General features: G+C 48.2%; 17 protein-coding genes. All 17 read left to right on the top strand.

What is annotated here, in order from left to right:
- Positions 1–193: 193 nt before the first annotated feature.
- Complete coding sequence (locus BLA28_RS28705) at positions 194–2,257, top strand: glycoside hydrolase family 127 protein (RefSeq protein ID WP_069157410.1); 2,064 nt, start codon at positions 194–196, stop codon at positions 2,255–2,257.
- A gap of 189 nt (positions 2,258–2,446) precedes the next feature.
- Complete coding sequence (locus BLA28_RS28700) at positions 2,447–3,403, top strand: SGNH/GDSL hydrolase family protein (protein WP_069157307.1); 957 nt, start codon at positions 2,447–2,449, stop codon at positions 3,401–3,403.
- 88 nt (positions 3,404–3,491) lie between these two features.
- Complete coding sequence (gene trkA / locus BLA28_RS28695) at positions 3,492–4,853, top strand: Trk system potassium transporter TrkA (RefSeq protein WP_009253077.1); 1,362 nt, start codon at positions 3,492–3,494, stop codon at positions 4,851–4,853.
- A 16-nt stretch (positions 4,854–4,869) separates the two neighbouring features.
- The gene (locus BLA28_RS28690; protein WP_069153217.1) at positions 4,870–6,306 is read left to right on the top strand and encodes a TrkH family potassium uptake protein; all 1,437 of its coding nucleotides are present in this window, start codon (positions 4,870–4,872) and stop codon (positions 6,304–6,306) included.
- 91 nt (positions 6,307–6,397) lie between these two features.
- Entirely contained in the window at positions 6,398–6,751 is a 354-nt protein-coding gene (locus BLA28_RS28685) for an Hpt domain-containing protein (RefSeq protein ID WP_044967672.1), read from the top strand.
- Between the two features lie 34 nt (positions 6,752–6,785).
- The gene (locus BLA28_RS28680; protein ID WP_009253074.1) at positions 6,786–7,853 is read left to right on the top strand and encodes an HD-GYP domain-containing protein; all 1,068 of its coding nucleotides are present in this window, start codon (positions 6,786–6,788) and stop codon (positions 7,851–7,853) included.
- A gap of 26 nt (positions 7,854–7,879) precedes the next feature.
- A complete protein-coding gene (gene pyrH / locus BLA28_RS28675; protein ID WP_069157411.1) occupies positions 7,880–8,575 on the top strand; it encodes a UMP kinase in 696 nt (231 codons plus the stop codon).
- A 24-nt stretch (positions 8,576–8,599) separates the two neighbouring features.
- The gene (gene frr, locus BLA28_RS28670) at positions 8,600–9,151 is read left to right on the top strand and encodes a ribosome recycling factor (RefSeq protein WP_009253072.1); all 552 of its coding nucleotides are present in this window, start codon (positions 8,600–8,602) and stop codon (positions 9,149–9,151) included.
- A 175-nt stretch (positions 9,152–9,326) separates the two neighbouring features.
- Entirely contained in the window at positions 9,327–10,034 is a 708-nt protein-coding gene (locus BLA28_RS28665) for an isoprenyl transferase (protein ID WP_069157308.1), read from the top strand.
- A 40-nt stretch (positions 10,035–10,074) separates the two neighbouring features.
- Positions 10,075–10,902, top strand: a complete 828-nt coding sequence (locus BLA28_RS28660; RefSeq protein ID WP_069157309.1) for a phosphatidate cytidylyltransferase — start codon at positions 10,075–10,077, stop codon at positions 10,900–10,902.
- 13 nt (positions 10,903–10,915) lie between these two features.
- Positions 10,916–12,073 carry a 1-deoxy-D-xylulose-5-phosphate reductoisomerase gene (dxr, locus tag BLA28_RS28655; RefSeq protein WP_069157310.1) on the top strand — a complete coding sequence of 386 codons (1,158 nt, stop codon included), beginning with the start codon at positions 10,916–10,918 and terminating at the stop codon, positions 12,071–12,073.
- On the top strand, positions 12,070–13,119 hold the full coding sequence (gene rseP, locus BLA28_RS28650; protein ID WP_069157311.1) for an RIP metalloprotease RseP: 1,050 nt from the start codon (positions 12,070–12,072) through the stop codon (positions 13,117–13,119). Before dxr ends, rseP begins: the two co-directional genes overlap by 4 nt.
- Positions 13,120–13,370: 251 nt before the next feature.
- Positions 13,371–14,468, top strand: coding sequence for a DUF3048 domain-containing protein (locus tag BLA28_RS28645; RefSeq protein ID WP_009253067.1), 1,098 nt, complete (start codon positions 13,371–13,373; stop codon positions 14,466–14,468).
- 270 nt (positions 14,469–14,738) lie between these two features.
- Positions 14,739–15,080 carry a hypothetical protein gene (locus BLA28_RS28640; protein ID WP_025483795.1) on the top strand — a complete coding sequence of 114 codons (342 nt, stop codon included), beginning with the start codon at positions 14,739–14,741 and terminating at the stop codon, positions 15,078–15,080.
- Between the two features lie 61 nt (positions 15,081–15,141).
- Positions 15,142–17,331, top strand: coding sequence for an alpha-galactosidase (locus tag BLA28_RS28635; protein ID WP_069157312.1), 2,190 nt, complete (start codon positions 15,142–15,144; stop codon positions 17,329–17,331).
- A gap of 113 nt (positions 17,332–17,444) precedes the next feature.
- A complete protein-coding gene (locus BLA28_RS28630) occupies positions 17,445–18,107 on the top strand; it encodes an ABC transporter permease (RefSeq protein ID WP_009253064.1) in 663 nt (220 codons plus the stop codon).
- Positions 18,104–18,829, top strand: coding sequence for an ATP-binding cassette domain-containing protein (locus BLA28_RS28625; RefSeq protein ID WP_069157313.1), 726 nt, complete (start codon positions 18,104–18,106; stop codon positions 18,827–18,829). Before BLA28_RS28630 ends, BLA28_RS28625 begins: the two co-directional genes overlap by 4 nt.
- Positions 18,830–18,847: the final 18 nt, after the last annotated feature.

Below are 18,847 nucleotides of genomic sequence, written 5' to 3'. Positions count from 1 at the left end.
AACTCGCCGGTCCTTAGGCTGCGTCCTTTGCAGCCTTAGTACCGCTGCGTGTTTATCCGAGCGAGAGCGTGCCTGCACAGGAACCTTGCCGATCGGCGGCCCATGCAGAAGGTGCGGAGCCAGGGGCAGGAACAGGAGGAACCAAAGAGCAGACTCCAAAGGAATGCGTCCGGACAGAGAGGATGGAGGAAATATGGATAAGAAAGAGCAGAGCAGACCGGTATCTTTGAGACAGGTACAGGTAACAGATGCCTTCTGGAAAAAAGAAATGGAACTGGTCCGCAAGGAGGTTATCCCCTATCAGTGGGAAGCCCTGAACGACCGGCTTCCCGATGCGGAGCCAAGCTTCAGCATGCGCAATTTTAAAATTGCAGGCAAAATTACGGAAGAGAAAAGAAAACAGGGGGATGCATATAAAGAAGTGAAATGGCCCCTGATTTTCCAGCCGCTGCCGGAGGATATGGATCATCTGGAAGACCGTTTTTACGGCTGTCTGTTCCAGGACAGCGATTTTTCCAAATGGATCGAGGCCGTGGGCTATTCCCTTACCCAGCATGCGGATCCGGAGCTTGAAAAAACGGCTGACGAAGCCATCGATATCGTATGTGCCGCACAGCAGGACAATGGATATCTGGATACCTATTACATCATCAATGACCAGTCCATGATTTTCACCAACCTGCGTGATAACCATGAGCTTTACTGCTTCGGTCATCTGACAGAGGGAGCGGTGGCTTACTACCAGGCTACAGGTAAGGATAAGCTGCTGAAGGCCGCGGAAAAGTATGCGGACTTTGTCGCCTCCCGTTTCGGAGAGGAAGAAGGAAAATTAAAAGGCTATCCCGGTCATGAAATAGCTGAAATGGCTCTTGTCCGCCTTTATGAGGTGACAGGTGAGGATAAATACTTGAATCTGAGCCGGTTTTTCGTTGATCAGAGAGGAACCAGACCCTATTATTATGATACAGAGCATCCCGAAGCCGTGAAAAAAGGACATGAGGATGAGCAGCGCTATTCCTATAATCAGGCACATCTTCCGGTAAGGGAACAGGATGAGGCTGTCGGACATGCGGTACGCGCGGTCTATCTGTATTCCGGTATGGCGGACGTGGCCCGTCTGACCGGAGATGAGGCGTTATTGGAAGCCTGTGAAAAGCTTTGGGACAATATTACACAAAAGAAAATGTATATTACCGGCGGTATCGGTGCTACCCATATGGGAGAAGCCTTTTCCTTTAACTATGATCTACCCAATGATACTGCTTATGCAGAAACCTGCGCGTCCATCGGGCTTGTATTTTTCGCAAGAAGGATGCTGGAAATCAAGGCCAGCAGTAAATATGCGGATGTGATGGAAAAGGCGCTGTATAACGGTATTTTAAGCGGCATGGCTCTGGACGGGAAAAGCTTTTTCTATGTGAATCCGCTGGAATCCCTGCCTGAGGCCTGCCATAAGGATGAGCGTAAATTCCATGTGAAGCCGGTTCGCCAGAAATGGTTTGGCTGTGCATGCTGCCCGCCTAATATTGCCAGACTGCTGAGTTCTATCGCCTCTTACGCCTATACGGAAGCGGAGGATGCCCTTTATGTACATCTGTACATGGGAAGTGTCCTGGAAAAAGACTGCGGCGGCAAAAAGCTGGATATCCGTATTTCATCCGATTTCCCCTGGGACGGAAAGGTTATGGCAGAAATCAATGCGGAAGAACCGGTTGCCTGCAGGCTTGCATTCCGTATCCCCGGATGGTGTTCCTCCTATACGCTGAATGGACAGAAGGGATTGGAAGAAGGCGAGACGGTGACCGCAGACGGGGAAACCAGACAGGTAAAGGATGGCTACCTCATTATCGACAGAGTGTGGAATGGCGGAGAAAAGCTGGAGCTTGACTTCCCCATGGAAGTGCGTCTGATGCAGGCGGATGCCAGGGTAAGAGAAGATATCGGCAAAGCAGCCGTTACAAGAGGCCCCATCGTTTACTGCATGGAAGAAGCAGATAACGGCAAAAACCTTCAGCTGTATTCTCTTGCGGAGGATCCCGAACCTCAGGCTGTACAGGAAGAAAAAATAGGACAGCGTATGGTAACGATAACCACGAAAGGGAAAAAACTGGTGCCGCAGGCGGAGGAAGACGGAGAACTGTATCGGGAATACAAAAAGCCGGTATATGAAGATGTGCTTCTGCAGTGGATTCCTTATTATGCATGGGCCAACAGAGGCGAAGGTGAAATGCAGGTTTTCATCAAAACAAACAGATAAAAAGTTAAGTAAAAAGTAAAAGCTATGTAAAGAAACGGAAAGAAAAGCGCATTTTGTGTAAATTTCTTTCCGTTTTTGCAGCCGCTTTTCTGTCAATTATCGCAGGAAAGGATTGCCTTTTCACGAAAGTCAACGTATAATAGGGTTGCTTGGTTGATGAAGACTTGTTTTCGCAGAAAGGACTTAAAGATGACGAAAAGAGTGAATAGGAGGCTGTTTCATACAGCGCTTGCTTTCGCGGCGGTGTGTGCGCTGACAGTACCGTCTATGACAATACGGGCAGATAAGACGGCTGAAGCCGGAGAAGGTACACAGACAGCCCTTGCGGCAGTGCAGGAAGAAACACCGGGCACAGAGCAGCCACAGGATACGGCGGCTGTTACTCTGACAACCGTTCCGGAAGAGGATTCGGAAAGCTTTGTTTTACAGCTTCAGAGCATCCGGGATATTCAGCAGACCCAGCTTGAGCAGGTTCAGACACAGATCCGGACACTTACTCAACTGCAGGAGACCGCTGTTATCGATGCGGCGCAGCTCCAGCTTTTAGGCCAGCTTCAGACGCTTGAGCAGGTACAGCTTGAACAGATTGCCCAGACAGATACCCAGCTGCAGGCATTTGCGGATTTAATGACAGCAGAGGAAGAACTTGCGGAAGGACCGGAAATTATATTCGTAGGTGACTCCAGGTTTGTGCAGATGCACAATGCGGTAGGCGGAAGCGATTATGTATGGATTGCCAAATCTTCCCAGGGCTATAAATGGTTTGCATCGGAAGCGGTGCCCCAGATTGACGCAGTTGTGGGCAGAGGCACGAAGATCCTCATAAATCTGGGCGTGAATGATGTGGCCAATGTGAATGCTTACGCGGAACTGGTTAACAAAAAAGCGGCGGAGTGGACACAAAAGGGTGCAACTGTTTATTATGCGTCTGTTAATCCTGTGGAAAATGGGCAGTATATAACCAAATCCATGGTGAACACTTTTAATAAGAAGCTGCAGGCCCGTCTCAGCACTCAGATCCATTGGATAGACAGCTTTTCCTATCTTCAGGGGACGGGTTATACTTTGACGGACGGACTCCATTACAGCAAGGGGACGAGCAAAACTCTGTACAAGTATTATCTTTCCGCGTTAGGACGCGTATAGATATCAGACAGATTAAGCGGCGTATGCCACATGGAGCAAAAAAAGAAGAAAATTAAGGTAAAGTGCTGCGTGCACTGAGGAAACACAAATGAAAATCATAATTGCCGGTTGCGGCAAAGTGGGATATGCCCTGGCCGAACAGCTGAATGAAGAAGGTCATGAACTGACCATTATTGACACGAATGAGGAGAAAGCAGGGCTGGTGGGCAATGTGCTGGATGTTATGTGCATCCAGGGTAATGCCACCAGCTATCGTGTTCAGGTGGAGGCGGGAGTAAAAGAAGCGGACCTCCTGATCGCGGTTACGGGGAAAGATGAAGTGAATCTATTGTGCTGCCTGATTGCAAGAAAGGCGGGACACTGTCAGACAATTGCCAGGGTGCGTGACCCTGGCTATTATGCCGAAATAGGGTTTATTAAGGAAGAACTGGGCCTTTCTCTGGCCATTAATCCGGAGCTCGCGGCAGCTTCTGATATAGCCAGGCTGATACGGATCCCTTCCGCTATGGATGTGGATGCCTTTGCCAAGGGAAAGGTGGATCTGGTCAGATTCCGGATCCCAGATGGTTCCTCCTGGTCGGAACGCAAAATCAGTGAAGCGACGAAGCGTTTCGGATTCAACATGCTGATTTGCGTGGTGGAGAAGGACGGAAGCCATGAGGTTATTATTCCGGATGGAAATACCATTCTCCATGAGGGGGATTATATTTCTGTCATCGTGCCTCCGGACAAAATGAAGGCGCTGTTTTCCAGTATTGGAATAGAGAGCAAAATGATCAGGGATGTGATGATAGCGGGAGGAGGGACGCTTGCCTATTATCTCGCCAGAATGCTCCTGGAGTCCAAAATACAGGTGAAAATAATAGAAAATAACCGTGCCAGATGCGATGAACTCAGTGAACTTCTCCCTAAGGCGATGATCATATACGGGGATGCTTCCGGTACGGATCTTCTCCGTGAGGAAGGAATTGAGAGTTCGGATGCGTTTATATCACTGACAGGCCTGGATGAGGAGAATGTGATGCTTTCCTGCTATGTGGGAAAGGTGTCCAAGGCTAAGGTTATCACCAAAATAAATAAGATCAATTACGGCGGTATTATAGATAATTTTGATATAGGAAGCGTTATCAGCCCCAAGTACCTTACGGCAGAGCACATTATCAAGTATGTCCGCGGTATGCAGAATTCCATGGGAAGTGCGGTGGAAGCGGTATACAAGCTGATAGACAATAAGGTGGAGGCGCTGGAATTTTTCGTAAAAAAGGATTCCAAGGTTCTCAATGTCCCTCTTTCCGATTTGAAGCTGAAAAGCAATCTGCTTCTGTGCAACATTGTCAGACGGGGGAAGCTTATTCTGCCCACCGGACAGGATTCCATAAAAGCAGGAGATACGGTTATTGTAGTCACCACTCACAAAGGATTGGATGATATAGAAGATATACTTGCCTAGAAGGAGCATAAGTACCATGAATTACAAATGTATAACTTATATACTTGGCTGGATTCTTAAGGTGGAAGGGGTTTTTCTGGCCCTTCCGCTGGCAGTGTCTCTTCTTTACAGGGAAAGGACATGGCCGGTTTTTCTGGCATGTGCGCTGCTGTCCCTTGTCCTCGGGACAGCACTTTCCTTCAAAAGGCCTGAAAACTTTCAGTTTTATGCGAGAGAAGGATATGTAGGGGTTGCATTGGGCTGGATTGTCATGAGCCTGGTGGGAGCGCTGCCTTTTTATTTTACAGGAGAAATCCCCAGCTTTACCGATTCCCTGTTCGAGATTATATCCGGTTTTACCACTACCGGAGCGAGTATTCTGCCCCGGGTGGAGGATCTTTCCAACGGCATTCTGATCTGGAGAAGCTTTTCCCACTGGATTGGAGGAATGGGGGTTCTGGTATTCGTGCTGCAGATTATGCCCATGACCAGCGGTCAGACCATGCATCTGATGCGTGCGGAAAGCCCGGGGCCTTCTGTGAGCAAGCTGGTACCCAGGATAAGAACCACTGCATTTTTCCTGTATGGGATTTATGTAATGCTTACGGTGCTGGAGATCATACTGCTTCTGCTGGGCAGGCTGCCCCTGTTCGATGCGGTATGTACGGCATTTGGTACGGCCGGTACCGGCGGTTTCGGCATCCGTTCGGACAGCATAGCGGGTTACAGTCCTTATGTGCAGGTGGTGGTTACCATTTTCATGATGCTGTTCGGCACGAACTTTGCTTTTTATTATCTGATTATAGCAAGAAAGCTGAAGGATGCCTTCTGCATGGAAGAAGTGAAGCTTTACTTTGGAATTTTTGCGGCCGCCACTCTTTTGATTACCATTAATATCCTTTCTCAGATCGGTAATGTGGGGGACAGTCTGAGACATGCGGCTTTTCAGGTGGCGTCAATCATGACAACCACCGGGTTTGCTACGGCAGATTTTGACAAATGGCCGGAGTTTTCCAGGACACTGCTGGTTTTCCTGATGTTTGTAGGGGCCTGCGCGGGCAGTACCGGCGGAGGAATTAAGGTCTCCAGAATACTGATGTATATGAAAACGATTAAGAAAGAGCTGGCTATCCTGATACATCCGAGAAGTGTAAAGGTGGTTTTGATTGATGGAAAGAAGCTGGATCATCCGGTGGTGAGAGCGGCGAATATTTTCCTGATTTCCTATGCGGGAATTCTGGCGTTATCCATACTTCTCCTTTCCATCGACAACTTTGATTTCACTACCAATGTTACGGCGGTAATATCGGCGCTGAACAACATCGGCCCCGGGCTGTCATTGGTGGGGCCAAGCGGGAATTTCGCCTTTTTCTCAGGGTTTTCCAAATATGTGCTGATGTTTGACATGCTCGCAGGGCGGTTGGAAATATTCCCGATGCTGCTCCTGTTCGTACCCTATACATGGAAAAAATAGATTGCATAATACCCGGAAAGAATGCTATAATTTGTTTATCGTGAAATTATAGGAAAGTCTGCTTGGAAAGGCTTGAATTAAAGGGGAAAACATGAACGAAGAAAATAAAAAACTGCTCCTTGAGGCTGGTGTGGATTTGGACAGAACTATGGAGCGCTTCATGAACAATGAAGGTCTGTATCTGAAGTTCCTGAAGCGTTTTCCGGAAGATCCCAATTTCGCACAGATGAAGGAAAATATTGCAGGCGGACAGTATGAGGAGGCTTTCAAGAATGCTCATACATTAAAAGGTCTTTCCGGAAACCTGGGACTGGAGTCTTTCTACCAGACGATTTCTGTATTGACGGAACAGCTGAGAAACAAGAATCTTGATCATCTGGAAGAGTCAATGAGGGATGCTGAAGATATTTATAAAATGCTGATACAGAAGATTAGTCGGCTCTAGGGTAGAGGGGCGTCTGTGGGAAAGGTATAGAGACGTGAAAGATAGGATACTTGTTGTTGATGACATGGAGATGAACCGGGAGATACTTAAAGGTATCTTCGAAGAGGATTATGAGGTAATCCTGGCGGAAAATGGCAGGGAGGCAGTAGAATATATAAACAGCAACCGTGGTAAGCTTGCCGCAATATTGCTGGATATTGTCATGCCGGAGATGGACGGTTTCGGAGTTCTGGATTATATGCATGAACAGCATCTCATGATGTCTGTTCCGGTGATACTGATTACCAGTGACACCTCCAGTGAATCCAGGAAAAGAGGATATGATCTGGGAGTGTCCGATATTGTATCCAAACCTTTTGAAGTACCCATTGTAAGAAGGCGCGTGAGCAATCTGGTAGATCTGTACCATCATAAGAATAACCTGGAAGCGATGGTGGAGAAGCAGACGGAGGAAATCAAGGAAAAGAACAGGGAACTGACGGAGATGAATTACCATATCATCGATACGTTGGGAACCATCGTGGAGTTCCGGAGCATGGAGTCCGGGAACCATATTTACAGAGTCCGTTCCTTCACAGCCATACTTTTGAAATATGTGATTAAATACTATCCGGAATACGGGGTGACAGAGGATATGGCCGATATTATTTCCCATGCATCCACCATGCATGATGTGGGGAAGATAACGGTACCGGATTCTATTCTGCTAAAGCCGGGGAAGCTGACCCGGGAAGAATTTGAACTGATGAAGACCCATACCTCCAAGGGGGCGGAAATTATCAGGGAAATCTTTGTGACGGATAACATGATATTCAAGGAATACTGCTATAATATTGCTTTGAGCCATCATGAAAAATGGGACGGCAAAGGGTATCCTCAGGGACTTAAGGAGGATGAAATACCGCTTGCGGCCCAGGTGGTTTCGATAGCGGATGTATATGACGCCCTGGTGAGCGATCGTGTATACAAGCCGGCATTTTCTTACGATGTTGCCTATCAGATGATACTCGATGGGGAATGCGGGCAGTTTAACCCCAAGCTGATGGATTGTTTCCGTATGGCGAGGAAGGAATTTGAACAAAAAGCGAAAGAACTGCAATGAGCTCCGGGCAGAATGAGAGGTTAATAATGAAAAGAATTTTACTTAAATTAAGCGGTGAAGCCCTTGCGGGAGAAAAGAAGACCGGTTTTGATGAAGGCACTGTGAGAAAGGTGGCCCTTCAGATAAAACAGCTGACGGAGGATAACATACAGGTAGGCGTGGTTATCGGAGGCGGTAATTTCTGGAGAGGACGCACCAGTGAGAACATAGACCGGACGAAGGCGGATCAGATAGGCATGCTGGCAACCATAATGAACTGCATCTATGTATCTGAGATATGCAGGGCGGAGGGGATGCAGACGGCGGTGCTCACACCGTTCGAATGCGGTACATTTACCAAGCTTTTTTCCAAGGACAGGGCTAACAAGTACTTTGAAAAGGGAATGGTGGTCTTTTTTGCAGGAGGCACGGGCCATCCGTATTTCTCTACGGATACCGGCGTAGTGCTCAGGGCGATAGAGGTGGAAGCAGAGGTGATTCTGCTGGCCAAGGCTATCGACGGAGTATACAATGATGACCCGAGGACGAACCCGAAGGCAGAGAAATACACGGAAGTCAGCATAGATGAAGTGATTGAGAAGAATCTTCAGGTAGTGGATATGACCGCTTCCATACTTGCCAGGGATAATAAAATGCCCATGTGGGTTTTCGGACTCAACGAAGAAAACAGTATTGTGAATACTGTAAACGGAAAATTTAACGGAACCAAGGTTACCGTTTAAATAAGAATCAGGGAGGAAAATTCGATGAACGAAAAATTACAGCAGTTCGATACCAAAATGACAAAGGCTTACGATTTTCTGGCTGCAGATTTTGCCACTATCCGTGCGGGACGTGCGAATCCCCACATCCTGGACAAGCTTAAAGTAAATTATTACGGAACACCCACACCTATTCAGCAGGTGGGAAATATTACGGTTCCTGAACCCAGAATGATTCAGATCTCTCCCTGGGAAAAGTCCCTGATTAAGGAAATTGAGAAGGCTATTATGGCTTCCGATGTGGGAATCACGCCTTCTAACGACGGCAATGTTATCCGTCTGGTGATTCCGGAGCTCACAGAGGAACGCAGAAAAGAACTGGTTAAGGAAGTGAAGAAGAAAGGCGAAGAAGGTAAGGTCGCTGTCCGCAATATCCGCAGGGATGGTAACGACTACTTTAAGAAGCTGGCTAAAGAAGACGTTTCCGAGGACGAAATCAAGGAACTGGAGAGTTCCCTTCAGAAGCTTACTGACAAATATGTAAAAGACATCGATAAGCTGGTTGAAGAAAAATCCAAGGAAATTCTTACTGTGTAAATTTTATTGAGTAAATAATAAAGCACAGGTTAATAATTATGAGAATAAAGAGGGGGCAGGCGTTACTTTGTGCTTGTCCCTTTTTCCCGGTTTCGGGAAAAGCGTGCAGGTGAAGACGGAGTACTGTATTTTTGCCTGCGGATAATATAGAAGCTGCGGACAGGAGAATAGGAATATGAACGTACCGAATCATGTTGCAATTATATTGGATGGGAACGGCAGGTGGGCAAAAGCAAAGGGCATGCCCAGGAACTACGGGCATGTACAGGGAGCCAAAACGGTGGAGGTTATCTGTGAGGAAGCATACCGCATGGGAATCCAGTACCTTACCGTGTATGCATTTTCCACGGAGAACTGGAAACGTCCTGCAGATGAAGTGGATGCTTTGATGAAGCTTCTGCGTAATTATATGAAAACCTGTTTAAAAACAGCTGCAAAGAATAATATGTGCGTGCGGGTTATCGGTGACAAGAGCGGTCTTGACGAAGATATCCGTACACGGATTGACCAGCTTGAGGAGGCTACGAAGGATAATACCGGACTTCATTTCCAGATCGCCTTAAATTACGGCGGCCGGGATGAGCTGCGCAGAGCCTTTGGGCGTCTGGCTGCCAAAGCGGTGCAGGGACAGCTGGATCCGGATTCCATAACGGAAGATGATATCAGCAATGCCCTGGATACGGCGGGAATTCCGGATCCGGATCTGCTCATCCGTACCTGCAGTGAGCAGCGGCTTTCCAATTTCCTGCTGTGGCAGCTGGCTTATACGGAATTTTATATTTCACCTGTTCCGTGGCCGGATTTTACAAAAGAAGAATTGGTCAAAGCTGTCGAAGCATATAATCATAGAGACAGAAGATACGGGCTGGTAAAAGACGAATGAGACAAAAGGACTGTCCTGTATTCAATTATGGAGGATGAATATGTTTGGTAAAAGATTGATGAGCAGTGTCGTGCTTGTGGTTCTGGCGCTTTTCCTGCTCCTGACCGGGGGAGGAATTCTTGCTCTGGGAATGCTGATACTGTCTTTAATTGCATTCCGGGAACTGACAAAGGCCTGTGGGGTTATTGATGCGGGACAAAAGAACAATGCCCTGGAGGGAGTGGGGTATGGGGGAATAATCCTGTACTACCTGGTAGTATATGGCATAAAGGATCCTGTCTACTGGATGGGAATGCTCGCTGTGATTTTTCTGGGGCTGATGTTTGTTTATGTGCTTTCCTTCCCTAAATTCAGGGCGGAGCAGGTCATGACCACATTTTTCTGTGCCTTTTATGCCCCGGTTTTGTTTACGTTTATTTTCCTCACAAGAAATCTTCCCAACGGCATCTATATGGTTTGGATGATTTTCATCAGCTCCTGGATCTGCGATACCTGTGCCTATCTTTCGGGAATGGCAATCGGAAAGCATAAGCTGGCGCCGGTACTGAGCCCGAAGAAATCGATAGAAGGCGCTGTCGGAGGCGTTGTGGGCGCCGGTCTGGTGGGCGCTCTTTTCGGATGGCTGGTTCTGGAAAGGGTGTTTGCGGATCAGAATATAACCTGGATAGCGGCTGTAATCTGTGCGGCGGGCGCTGTGATTTCCCAGGTGGGGGATCTGGCGGCTTCAGGAATCAAAAGAAACCACAATATCAAGGATTATGGAAAGCTGATTCCCGGACACGGCGGAATTATGGACCGTTTTGACAGCGTTCTGTTTACGGCGCCTATCATTTATTATCTTGCCATACTTTTGATACGATTTGACTAAAAGGAGCATACGGATGAAAAAAATAGCAATTCTTGGTTCAACAGGATCCATCGGAACCCAGACACTGGAAATCGTCCGGGAAAATCCGGATTTACAGGTGGCGGGGCTGGCTGCCGGCAGCAATGCTGCTCTGATGGAAAAGCAGATCAGGGAATTTATGCCGAAGCTGGCTGTTATGTGGAGCGAAGCGGCGGCCGGGGAACTGAAGGTACGTGTGGCGGATCTTCCCGTCAGGATCCTGCATGGGATGGATGGCCTTTTGGAACTGGCGGAGATGGAAGGCTATGAAATACTGGTGACGGCTGTGGTGGGGATGATTGGAATCCGCCCTACCATAGCTGCTATTGAAAGCGGAAAAACAATTGCCCTGGCTAACAAGGAAACGCTGGTAACGGCGGGGCATCTCATAATGCCCCTGGCGAAAAAGCACGGCGTGCCCATTCTGCCTGTGGACAGTGAGCACAGCGCCATTTTCCAGTCCATGAACGGGGAAGATCATTCCGGTGTTTCCAAAATCTGGCTCACCGCATCAGGCGGCCCTTTCCGGGGAAAGAAAAGAGAGGAACTGGCAGGAATGCGGGCTGAGGATGCCCTGAAGCATCCCAACTGGTCCATGGGGAGAAAGATTACCGTGGATTCTGCCAGCCTTGTGAATAAGGCCCTGGAGGTTATGGAGGCCGGATGGCTTTTTGATGTGGATCTGGACAATATTGAAGTGCTGGTGCATCCTCAGAGCATCATTCATTCCATGGTGGAATATAAGGATGGCGCGGTGATTGCCCAGCTGGGAATGCCGGATATGAAGCTGCCCATTCAGTATGCTCTTTTTTATCCTGAAAGAAGGCCCATGGCCGGTGAAAGAGTTGACTTTTTCAAATTGGGGCAGATAAACTTTGAGCGGCCGGACAGGGATACCTTTTCCGGGCTGGATCTGGGATTGAGGGCGGCAAAGCTGGGAGGCAGCATGCCGACCGTGTTCAATGCGGCCAACGAGAAAGCGGTGTCTATGTTCCTGGATCATGCAATCGGATTTCTGGAAATACCGGAGCTGATTGAAAAATGTATGAATCATCACCGTGTAATTGAGAATCCTAATGTCAATGAGATTCTGCAGACAGAGGCAGAAACTTATGAATATATCGAACATATAAAGGAGAATGGAAGCAATTGACTATCGTGTTATTTGTCCTGGTATTCGGAGTGATCGTCGTAGGGCATGAGCTGGGACATTTTCTTCTGGCAAAAGCCAACGGCATTACGGTTGTGGAGTTCAGCGTGGGTATGGGGCCCAAGCTGCTCCGTTTTAAAAAAGGGGGAACAGAATATTCACTGCGTCTTCTGCCCATAGGCGGCGCATGTATGTTTGAAGGGGAAGACGGGCTTGATAATGACAATGGAACTCCGTCGGAGGGGGCTTTTCCCAACGCCAGCGTCTGGGCCAGGATTTCCACTGTTTTTGCCGGTCCCTTTTTTAACTTTATCCTGGCTTATATCCTGGCCATGATTGTGGTGGGATATGCAGGAAGTGACAGGCCGGTTATCAATGGCCTGATCGACGGCTATCCGGCACAGGAAGCGGGGATGCAGCCGGGGGATGTGATCACCAGGATGAACGGGGAACGGATTTATGTGGCCCGGGAAATCTGGCTGAACATCTATGTGGGCGCGGGAGAAACGATGAAAGTGGAATTCCTTCGGGACGGAGAAAAGCATACCGTAACCCTAGTCCCCAAATATGACGAAGAGGAAGAGCGCTACCTGCTGGGCTTTAACGGCTATGGGGATTATGTGGACTGCAGGAATGCGGGAATCTTCAAATACAGCTATTATGAGGTCCGATACAGCCTGAGGGCGACTATTAAGAGTCTCGGAATGCTGATACAGGGCAAAGCCAGCAAGGATGATATTTCAGGCCCTATCGGTGTGGCCCAGGTGATCGGCGAGGTGAAGGAACAGGCGGAGCCGTACGGTATTTGGATGGTAATCCTGAATATGATTAATATCGCCCTGCTGCTCAGTGTGAACCTGGGGGTTATGAACCTCCTTCCGCTGCCTGCGCTGGACGGCGGACGTCTTGTATTCCTTATCATTGAGGCAATACGGGGAAAACCTGTGCCTCCGGATAAGGAAGGAATGGTTCATTTCGCGGGCTTTGTGGTATTAATGGTCCTGATGGTCTTTGTTATGTTTAACGATATATCCCGGCTGTTCCGATAAGTCAGACGGCCGGAAAAGGCAGGAATCTGCCTGAAGACACAGGCTTTTCCATGGCAAGGGAAAAAGCTGATGCCTTCAGGCGGATTTTTTTGTAAAGAAGTCTAATGGAATCTTATACGAAATCTTAATATTTTCGAAAATTTACCATAAATTCATTCGGAAAGTTGACGAAGCGGAGAGAAATGAGTACTATTAGATCAGACCTGTTTTGAAGGACAGGCTTCAAACCATTAAGGGGAGGTAAAGAAAATATGAAATGGAAGTCAGTATTTCCACATGTACAAAAAAATAAGAAAAAAAAGTGGAAAGCGTTATCGGCAGTTCTGGCTGCAGTGCTCTGTATGACAGCAGCTGCACCGGCGGCGGAGTTACATGCGGAGGAAGGACCTGCCGGTTATGTGAGAAGCGTATATACGAATGAATGGGTTCCGGCTGCCCAGGCGGCTTCCCGGCCTATTGCCATAATGATGCCTACCGATAAAGCGGCTCAGCCGTCCTACGGTATCAGCCATGCCAAGGTACTGTATGAAATCATGGAGGAAGGGGATATTTCCCGTCAGCTTGCCGTCATTGATGACTGGCAGGGGCTTTCCCGCATCGGAAATATAAGAAGCTGCCGTGCTTATTATATTCCCATTGCCACAGAATGGGATCCTATCCTGGTTCATTACGGCGGTGTGTGGTATATGGCTGATCGGATCAGCATGCCGGATATCAACAACCTTTCGGGAACATTTGAATACGGTACCGGAGGAAGCGCACCCGGAGCGAATGCTTTTTTCAGAAGCAGCGACAGGAAAGCTCCTCACAATGCTTATATCAGCGGAAGCGGTATTACCAATGCCTGCAGTCAGCTGGGATATTCCCTTGCTCTGCGTCCGGAGTTTTACAGCCCCAAGCATTTTAATTTCTCAGCAGGCGTGAATACTCTGGCCCAGTACGGAGCAGGCGCCCAGACAGCTAACCAGATAAATCTGTCCAATGTATTCCCTTACACCAAGACCGGATTTACCTACAATGCGGCAGATGGACTGTATTATAAGACTATCCACGGGAAAGCGCATAAGGATGCGGCAAACGGCCAGCAGTTAGCCTTTGCAAATGTTATTGTACAGAATACGAAATGGATGACCCTGGATGCAAAGGGATATCTTGCTTTTTATAACTTTGATACCACAGAAGACGGGTATTATTTTACAAAGGGCAAATGCATCCACATCACCTGGCAGAAAACGACCGATTACGGCCCTACCAGATATTTTGACGATGCAGGAAATGAAATCCAGCTGAATGAAGGAAAGACATACATAGCCGTAGCTCAGAAGGGAAGAGCAGCTGCCTTCTCATAAGAGAATAAAGGGCGGAAGAGCCGCCGGATGTAAAAAAGTGGAACCGCAGGATGGCGGGCTGTAAGAGACAGCTGCTGTCCTGCGGTTTTTGACAGCTTTTCATAAAAAGTTTATAATTACCGGCCTTCCGTCAGGGAAAAGACTGTGCTATAATAATTTTTATCAATTCTGAAATCTTCATTTCTATGAATTCCTTGTCCGGGATGGTATGGACAATTCCCTTGATTTTTTTAATGGACTTTTAATAAAAGGAGGCCTTTGCGAAGAAGGATGGCTGAAAAACAGGAAAAAGCGGAAAAAAGAAAAGGCTTATTTGTCGGCTTTTTGGCAGGTGTGACGGCGGCGGCCCTGGCCTCGGGACTGCCCGGCCCAAATCCTGCAGCCCTCGCTCTGCGGGACGGGGATATGCGGAAGCTCTTGATCCGGAAAGGGGCTTCTTATGAGGCGAAAGGACCGGTTTTTGTGGAAGTGCCATGGGAATTGATTCATGGAGAGGAGATAACTGTGGAAGTGACCGTGCTGAATACAGGAGGCAGGACAAAGGAAAAACAGCTTTTTACTCTGAACGGAAAAGCAACAAAAGAACAGATGAAGCTAACAAGAAAGGATTGACAGGAAGTTAAGGTTTTCATATGATGGAGATAGTAAAAACAATGGGAAGGAGACCTTGTTTATGGCAATTACCTTTAATGAATCAACTAAAATATTCACTCTGCAGACGGCGGAAACCACTTATCAGATGATGGTGGGAAGATATAACATTTTACAGCATCTGTATTATGGGAAGCGGGTGGATGGAAGCACGATGGATTATCTCCTTTGGGGAACAGATGCGGGCTTTTCGGGAAATCCTTATGAAGCGGAAGGGGACAGGACGTTTTCCCTGGATATCCAGCCGCAGGAATTTCCTTCACAGGGAGTGGGGGATTATCGTACCTCCTGCATCGAGGCAGTGAATCCTGACGGTACCATGGCTGCGGATTTCCGCTATGTTTCCCATGAAATAACAAAGGGAGCATATAAGATCACGGGAATGCCTGCGGTATATGATGAAGAGGAAATCAGCAGCTCCCTTTCCATCCTTTTGCGTGATGAGAATACCGGCCTGGAGCTGCTGTTGAAATATGGCGTATTTGAAAAGGAAGATGTGATCACACGGGCCGCCGTGCTGAAGAATTCCACAGAGGGGATGGTTTCTCTGGAGAAGATGCTTTCCGTATGCCTGGACATGCCTTTTGGAGAATGGGAAATGATCCATTTCCATGGAAGACATGCCATGGAGCGCCAGGTTGAGCGCACGCCGCTTTGCCACGGGACCGTATCAATCGGAAGCAAGAGAGGAACCTCCAGCCATCATCACAACCCTTCCCTGATTCTGTGCACTCCGCAGACAACGGAAGATGCGGGTGATTGTTATGGAATGACCTTTGTATACAGCAGCAACTTCATCGCAGGCGCTGAAGTGGATCAGATGGGGCAGAGCCGTGTATTTATGGGAATCCATCCGGAATCCTTCTGTTTCCGTCTCGCACCGGGGGAGGTATTTGAGACACCTCAGGTGATTATGAGCTATTCCGACAGGGGGTTTACTGCTCTGTCTCATAATTTCCACAGGATTATCAGTGAGCATATCTGCAGAGGAAAATATAAATATGTAAGAAGGCCGATCCTGATTAACAACTGGGAGGCCACATACTTTGATTTCAATGAAGAAAAAATCCTGAAGATAGCCGGTCAGGCGGCAGAACTGGGAATTGAGATGCTGGTGCTGGATGACGGCTGGTTCGGAAAGCGTGATGGCGACTGTTCCGGTCTGGGCGACTGGTTTGTAAATCTTGACAAGCTGCCGGGCAATCTTTCCAGCCTGTCTGAAAAAATCAACGCCATGGGAATGAAATTCGGGCTTTGGTTTGAACCGGAAATGATTTCTGAGGACAGCGATCTGTACAGGGCGCATCCTGACTGGGCGCTTCAGATTCCGGGAAGAAAGCCCAACCGGAGCAGATTCCAGCTTGTTCTGGACATGTCCCGCCGGGAGGTGAGGGATTATCTGTTTGAACGGATGTCCGATATCCTCAGCAATGCCAAAATCGATTATGTGAAGTGGGATATGAACCGCAGTATGTGCGATATATACAGCGCTTCGCTTCCGGCAGAGAGACAGGGAGAAGTATATCACCGCTGTATGCTGGGTGTATATGAGCTTCTGGAAAGGCTGACCGCGGCATTCCCGGATCTCATGATAGAGGGCTGCAGCGGAGGAGGCGGAAGATTTGACGCTGCCATGCTTTATTATTCCCCTCAGATCTGGTGCAGCGATGATACGGATGCCGTGGAAAGGCTGGAGATTCAGTATGGAACCTCTTTTCTGTATCCGATTGGGGCTGTGGGCTCCCATGTGTCGGCCTGTCCCAACCACCAAACAGGAAGAATCACTCCTTTCCATACCAGAGGTGTGGTAGCGATGGCAGGAAGCTTTGGCTATGAGCTGGATCTGAATACCCTTCCTCAGGAAGAAAAAGAAGAAGTCAGGAAGCAGGTTTCCGACTATAAGAAGAATTACGAACTCATCCACCGGGGAGATTATTACAGGCTGAACGCTCCCGGGGACGGGAAGGAATTTGTGGCATGGGCTTTCGTATCGGAGGATAAAAAGCAGGTTCTGGTAAATCTTGTGGTAACACACACGCGTGCCAATAACAAACCTCTCTTCATGAAGCTGAAAGGGCTGGATCCTGATGCGGGATACCGTATGGAGGATGGAAGAAGCTTAAGCGGCAGCGCATTGATGAATGCCGGTATCTGTATTCCTTCTGTTTCGGGAGAATACAGGGCAGTACAGTTTGAATTGAAAGCGGAATAAGAGCAGCCGCCGTTCGGAATACCGGACGGCGGTTCCATTTTATACGGTTCCATTTTACCTTTGCCAAATGTAATTAATGAGGGTATAATAGATACGATTGGAGACAGAATTGTATGATACAGGAAATTTTCAGACTTTACGCGGAACGGAGTTCCTTTTTTGGAGAACTGATTCTGCAGCATATACGTATTGCAGGCATTTCTGTGGCAATATCCCTTTTTCTGGGACTGGTTATCGGGGTGCTCATCAGTGAATTCCGGAAGCCTGCGCAGATCATTATGAATATTATAAACGTACTTTATACCATACCGTCTATTTCCATGCTGGGATTTCTGATCCCTTTTACGGGAATCGGCAATAAGACGGCAATTATTGCATTGAGTATTTATGGGCTTCTGCCCATTGTGCGCAATACCTATACGGGAATAAATACGATCCAGCCCTTTTTGACGGAAGTCGCGTCCGGGATGGGCAGCACCAGAATGCAGATCCTGTTCCGGGTGAAGCTGCCTTTGGCTCTGCCGGTAATTCTGGCGGGTGTGAGAAGTATGGTGGTGATGACGATTTCCTTAAGCGGAATTGCTTCCTATATCGGGGCAGGAGGTCTGGGTGTTGCCATTTACAGAGGGATAACCACCAATAATGCGGCCATGACCTATGCAGGAAGTATCCTTATAGCTTTAGTGGCGTTGATTTCCGACAGGCTGATTTATCTGCTGGAGAAGAAGATTCCCTGGAGTGAAGGAGCGAGAGACAGAAGGGAGCGGCAGGCATGAGTATTATTTCACTGACAGATATAACTGCTTCCTATGGGAGCAAGGGGGTACTGGAGCATTTCAGCCTGGATATCGGGCAGGGGGAATTCGTAATGCTGATCGGTACCTCCGGCTGCGGGAAAACCACGGCTCTGAAGCTGATGAACGGGCTGCTGAAGCCTGACGCGGGCCGGGTGGTGGTGAACGGGAAGGATCTGGCGGATACGGATCTCACCGCCCTGCGCAGAAAACTTGGCTATGTCGTGCAGGAAACAGGACTTTTTCCGCACCTGACTATAGAAAAAAATATTTCCTATGTAGCCGATTTATACGGAAAACGGGATAAAAAGGCTGTACGGGAAAGAGTGAGCCAGCTGCTCGCTCTGGTGGAGCTGCCGGAAGAGGTGCGCAGAAGATATCCCGACGAGTTGTCGGGCGGTCAGAAGCAGCGTGTCGGAATCGCGAGGGCATTGATGAATTCTCCTGAGATCATGCTGATGGACGAGCCTTTCGGCGCCGTGGATGAGATTACCCGCCGCAGGCTTCAGGAGGAAATAGGCAGGATACACCGCCAGCAAAAGGAAACAATTGTGTTTGTTACTCATGATATTGATGAGGCGCTGCGTCTTGGCACCCGTATTGTTGTTATGGATGAGGGGAAGATAATCCAGGATGGGACGCCGGAAGAAATCAGGGCGAACCCGGCTACAGATTTCGTGAAAAAGCTGATATCCGACAGATAATGAGTAAGTATGGAACTT

This window comes from Eisenbergiella tayi, assembly GCF_001881565.1.
In the GTDB taxonomy this organism is placed as follows: domain Bacteria; phylum Bacillota; class Clostridia; order Lachnospirales; family Lachnospiraceae; genus Eisenbergiella; species Eisenbergiella tayi.
Note: the sequence above shows the minus strand (reverse complement) of the source record. Positions and strands in the feature narration are given on the sequence as shown.

Bases quoted from the DNA above. Each gene is read 5' to 3' on its own strand.
- BLA28_RS28705 (WP_069157410.1), top strand. From the start codon at position 194: ATGGATAAGAAAGAGCAGAGCAGACCGGTATCTTTGAGACAGGTACAG.
- BLA28_RS28700 (WP_069157307.1), top strand. From the start codon at position 2,447: ATGACGAAAAGAGTGAATAGGAGGCTGTTTCATACAGCGCTTGCTTTC.
- trkA (WP_009253077.1), top strand. From the start codon at position 3,492: ATGAAAATCATAATTGCCGGTTGCGGCAAAGTGGGATATGCCCTGGCC.
- BLA28_RS28690 (WP_069153217.1), top strand. From the start codon at position 4,870: ATGAATTACAAATGTATAACTTATATACTTGGCTGGATTCTTAAGGTG.
- BLA28_RS28685 (WP_044967672.1), top strand. From the start codon at position 6,398: ATGAACGAAGAAAATAAAAAACTGCTCCTTGAGGCTGGTGTGGATTTG.
- pyrH (WP_069157411.1), top strand. From the start codon at position 7,880: ATGAAAAGAATTTTACTTAAATTAAGCGGTGAAGCCCTTGCGGGAGAA.
- frr (WP_009253072.1), top strand. From the start codon at position 8,600: ATGAACGAAAAATTACAGCAGTTCGATACCAAAATGACAAAGGCTTAC.
- BLA28_RS28665 (WP_069157308.1), top strand. From the start codon at position 9,327: ATGAACGTACCGAATCATGTTGCAATTATATTGGATGGGAACGGCAGG.
- BLA28_RS28660 (WP_069157309.1), top strand. From the start codon at position 10,075: ATGTTTGGTAAAAGATTGATGAGCAGTGTCGTGCTTGTGGTTCTGGCG.
- dxr (WP_069157310.1), top strand. From the start codon at position 10,916: ATGAAAAAAATAGCAATTCTTGGTTCAACAGGATCCATCGGAACCCAG.
- BLA28_RS28645 (WP_009253067.1), top strand. From the start codon at position 13,371: ATGAAATGGAAGTCAGTATTTCCACATGTACAAAAAAATAAGAAAAAA.
- BLA28_RS28640 (WP_025483795.1), top strand. From the start codon at position 14,739: ATGGCTGAAAAACAGGAAAAAGCGGAAAAAAGAAAAGGCTTATTTGTC.
- BLA28_RS28635 (WP_069157312.1), top strand. From the start codon at position 15,142: ATGGCAATTACCTTTAATGAATCAACTAAAATATTCACTCTGCAGACG.
- BLA28_RS28630 (WP_009253064.1), top strand. From the start codon at position 17,445: ATGATACAGGAAATTTTCAGACTTTACGCGGAACGGAGTTCCTTTTTT.
- BLA28_RS28625 (WP_069157313.1), top strand. From the start codon at position 18,104: ATGAGTATTATTTCACTGACAGATATAACTGCTTCCTATGGGAGCAAG.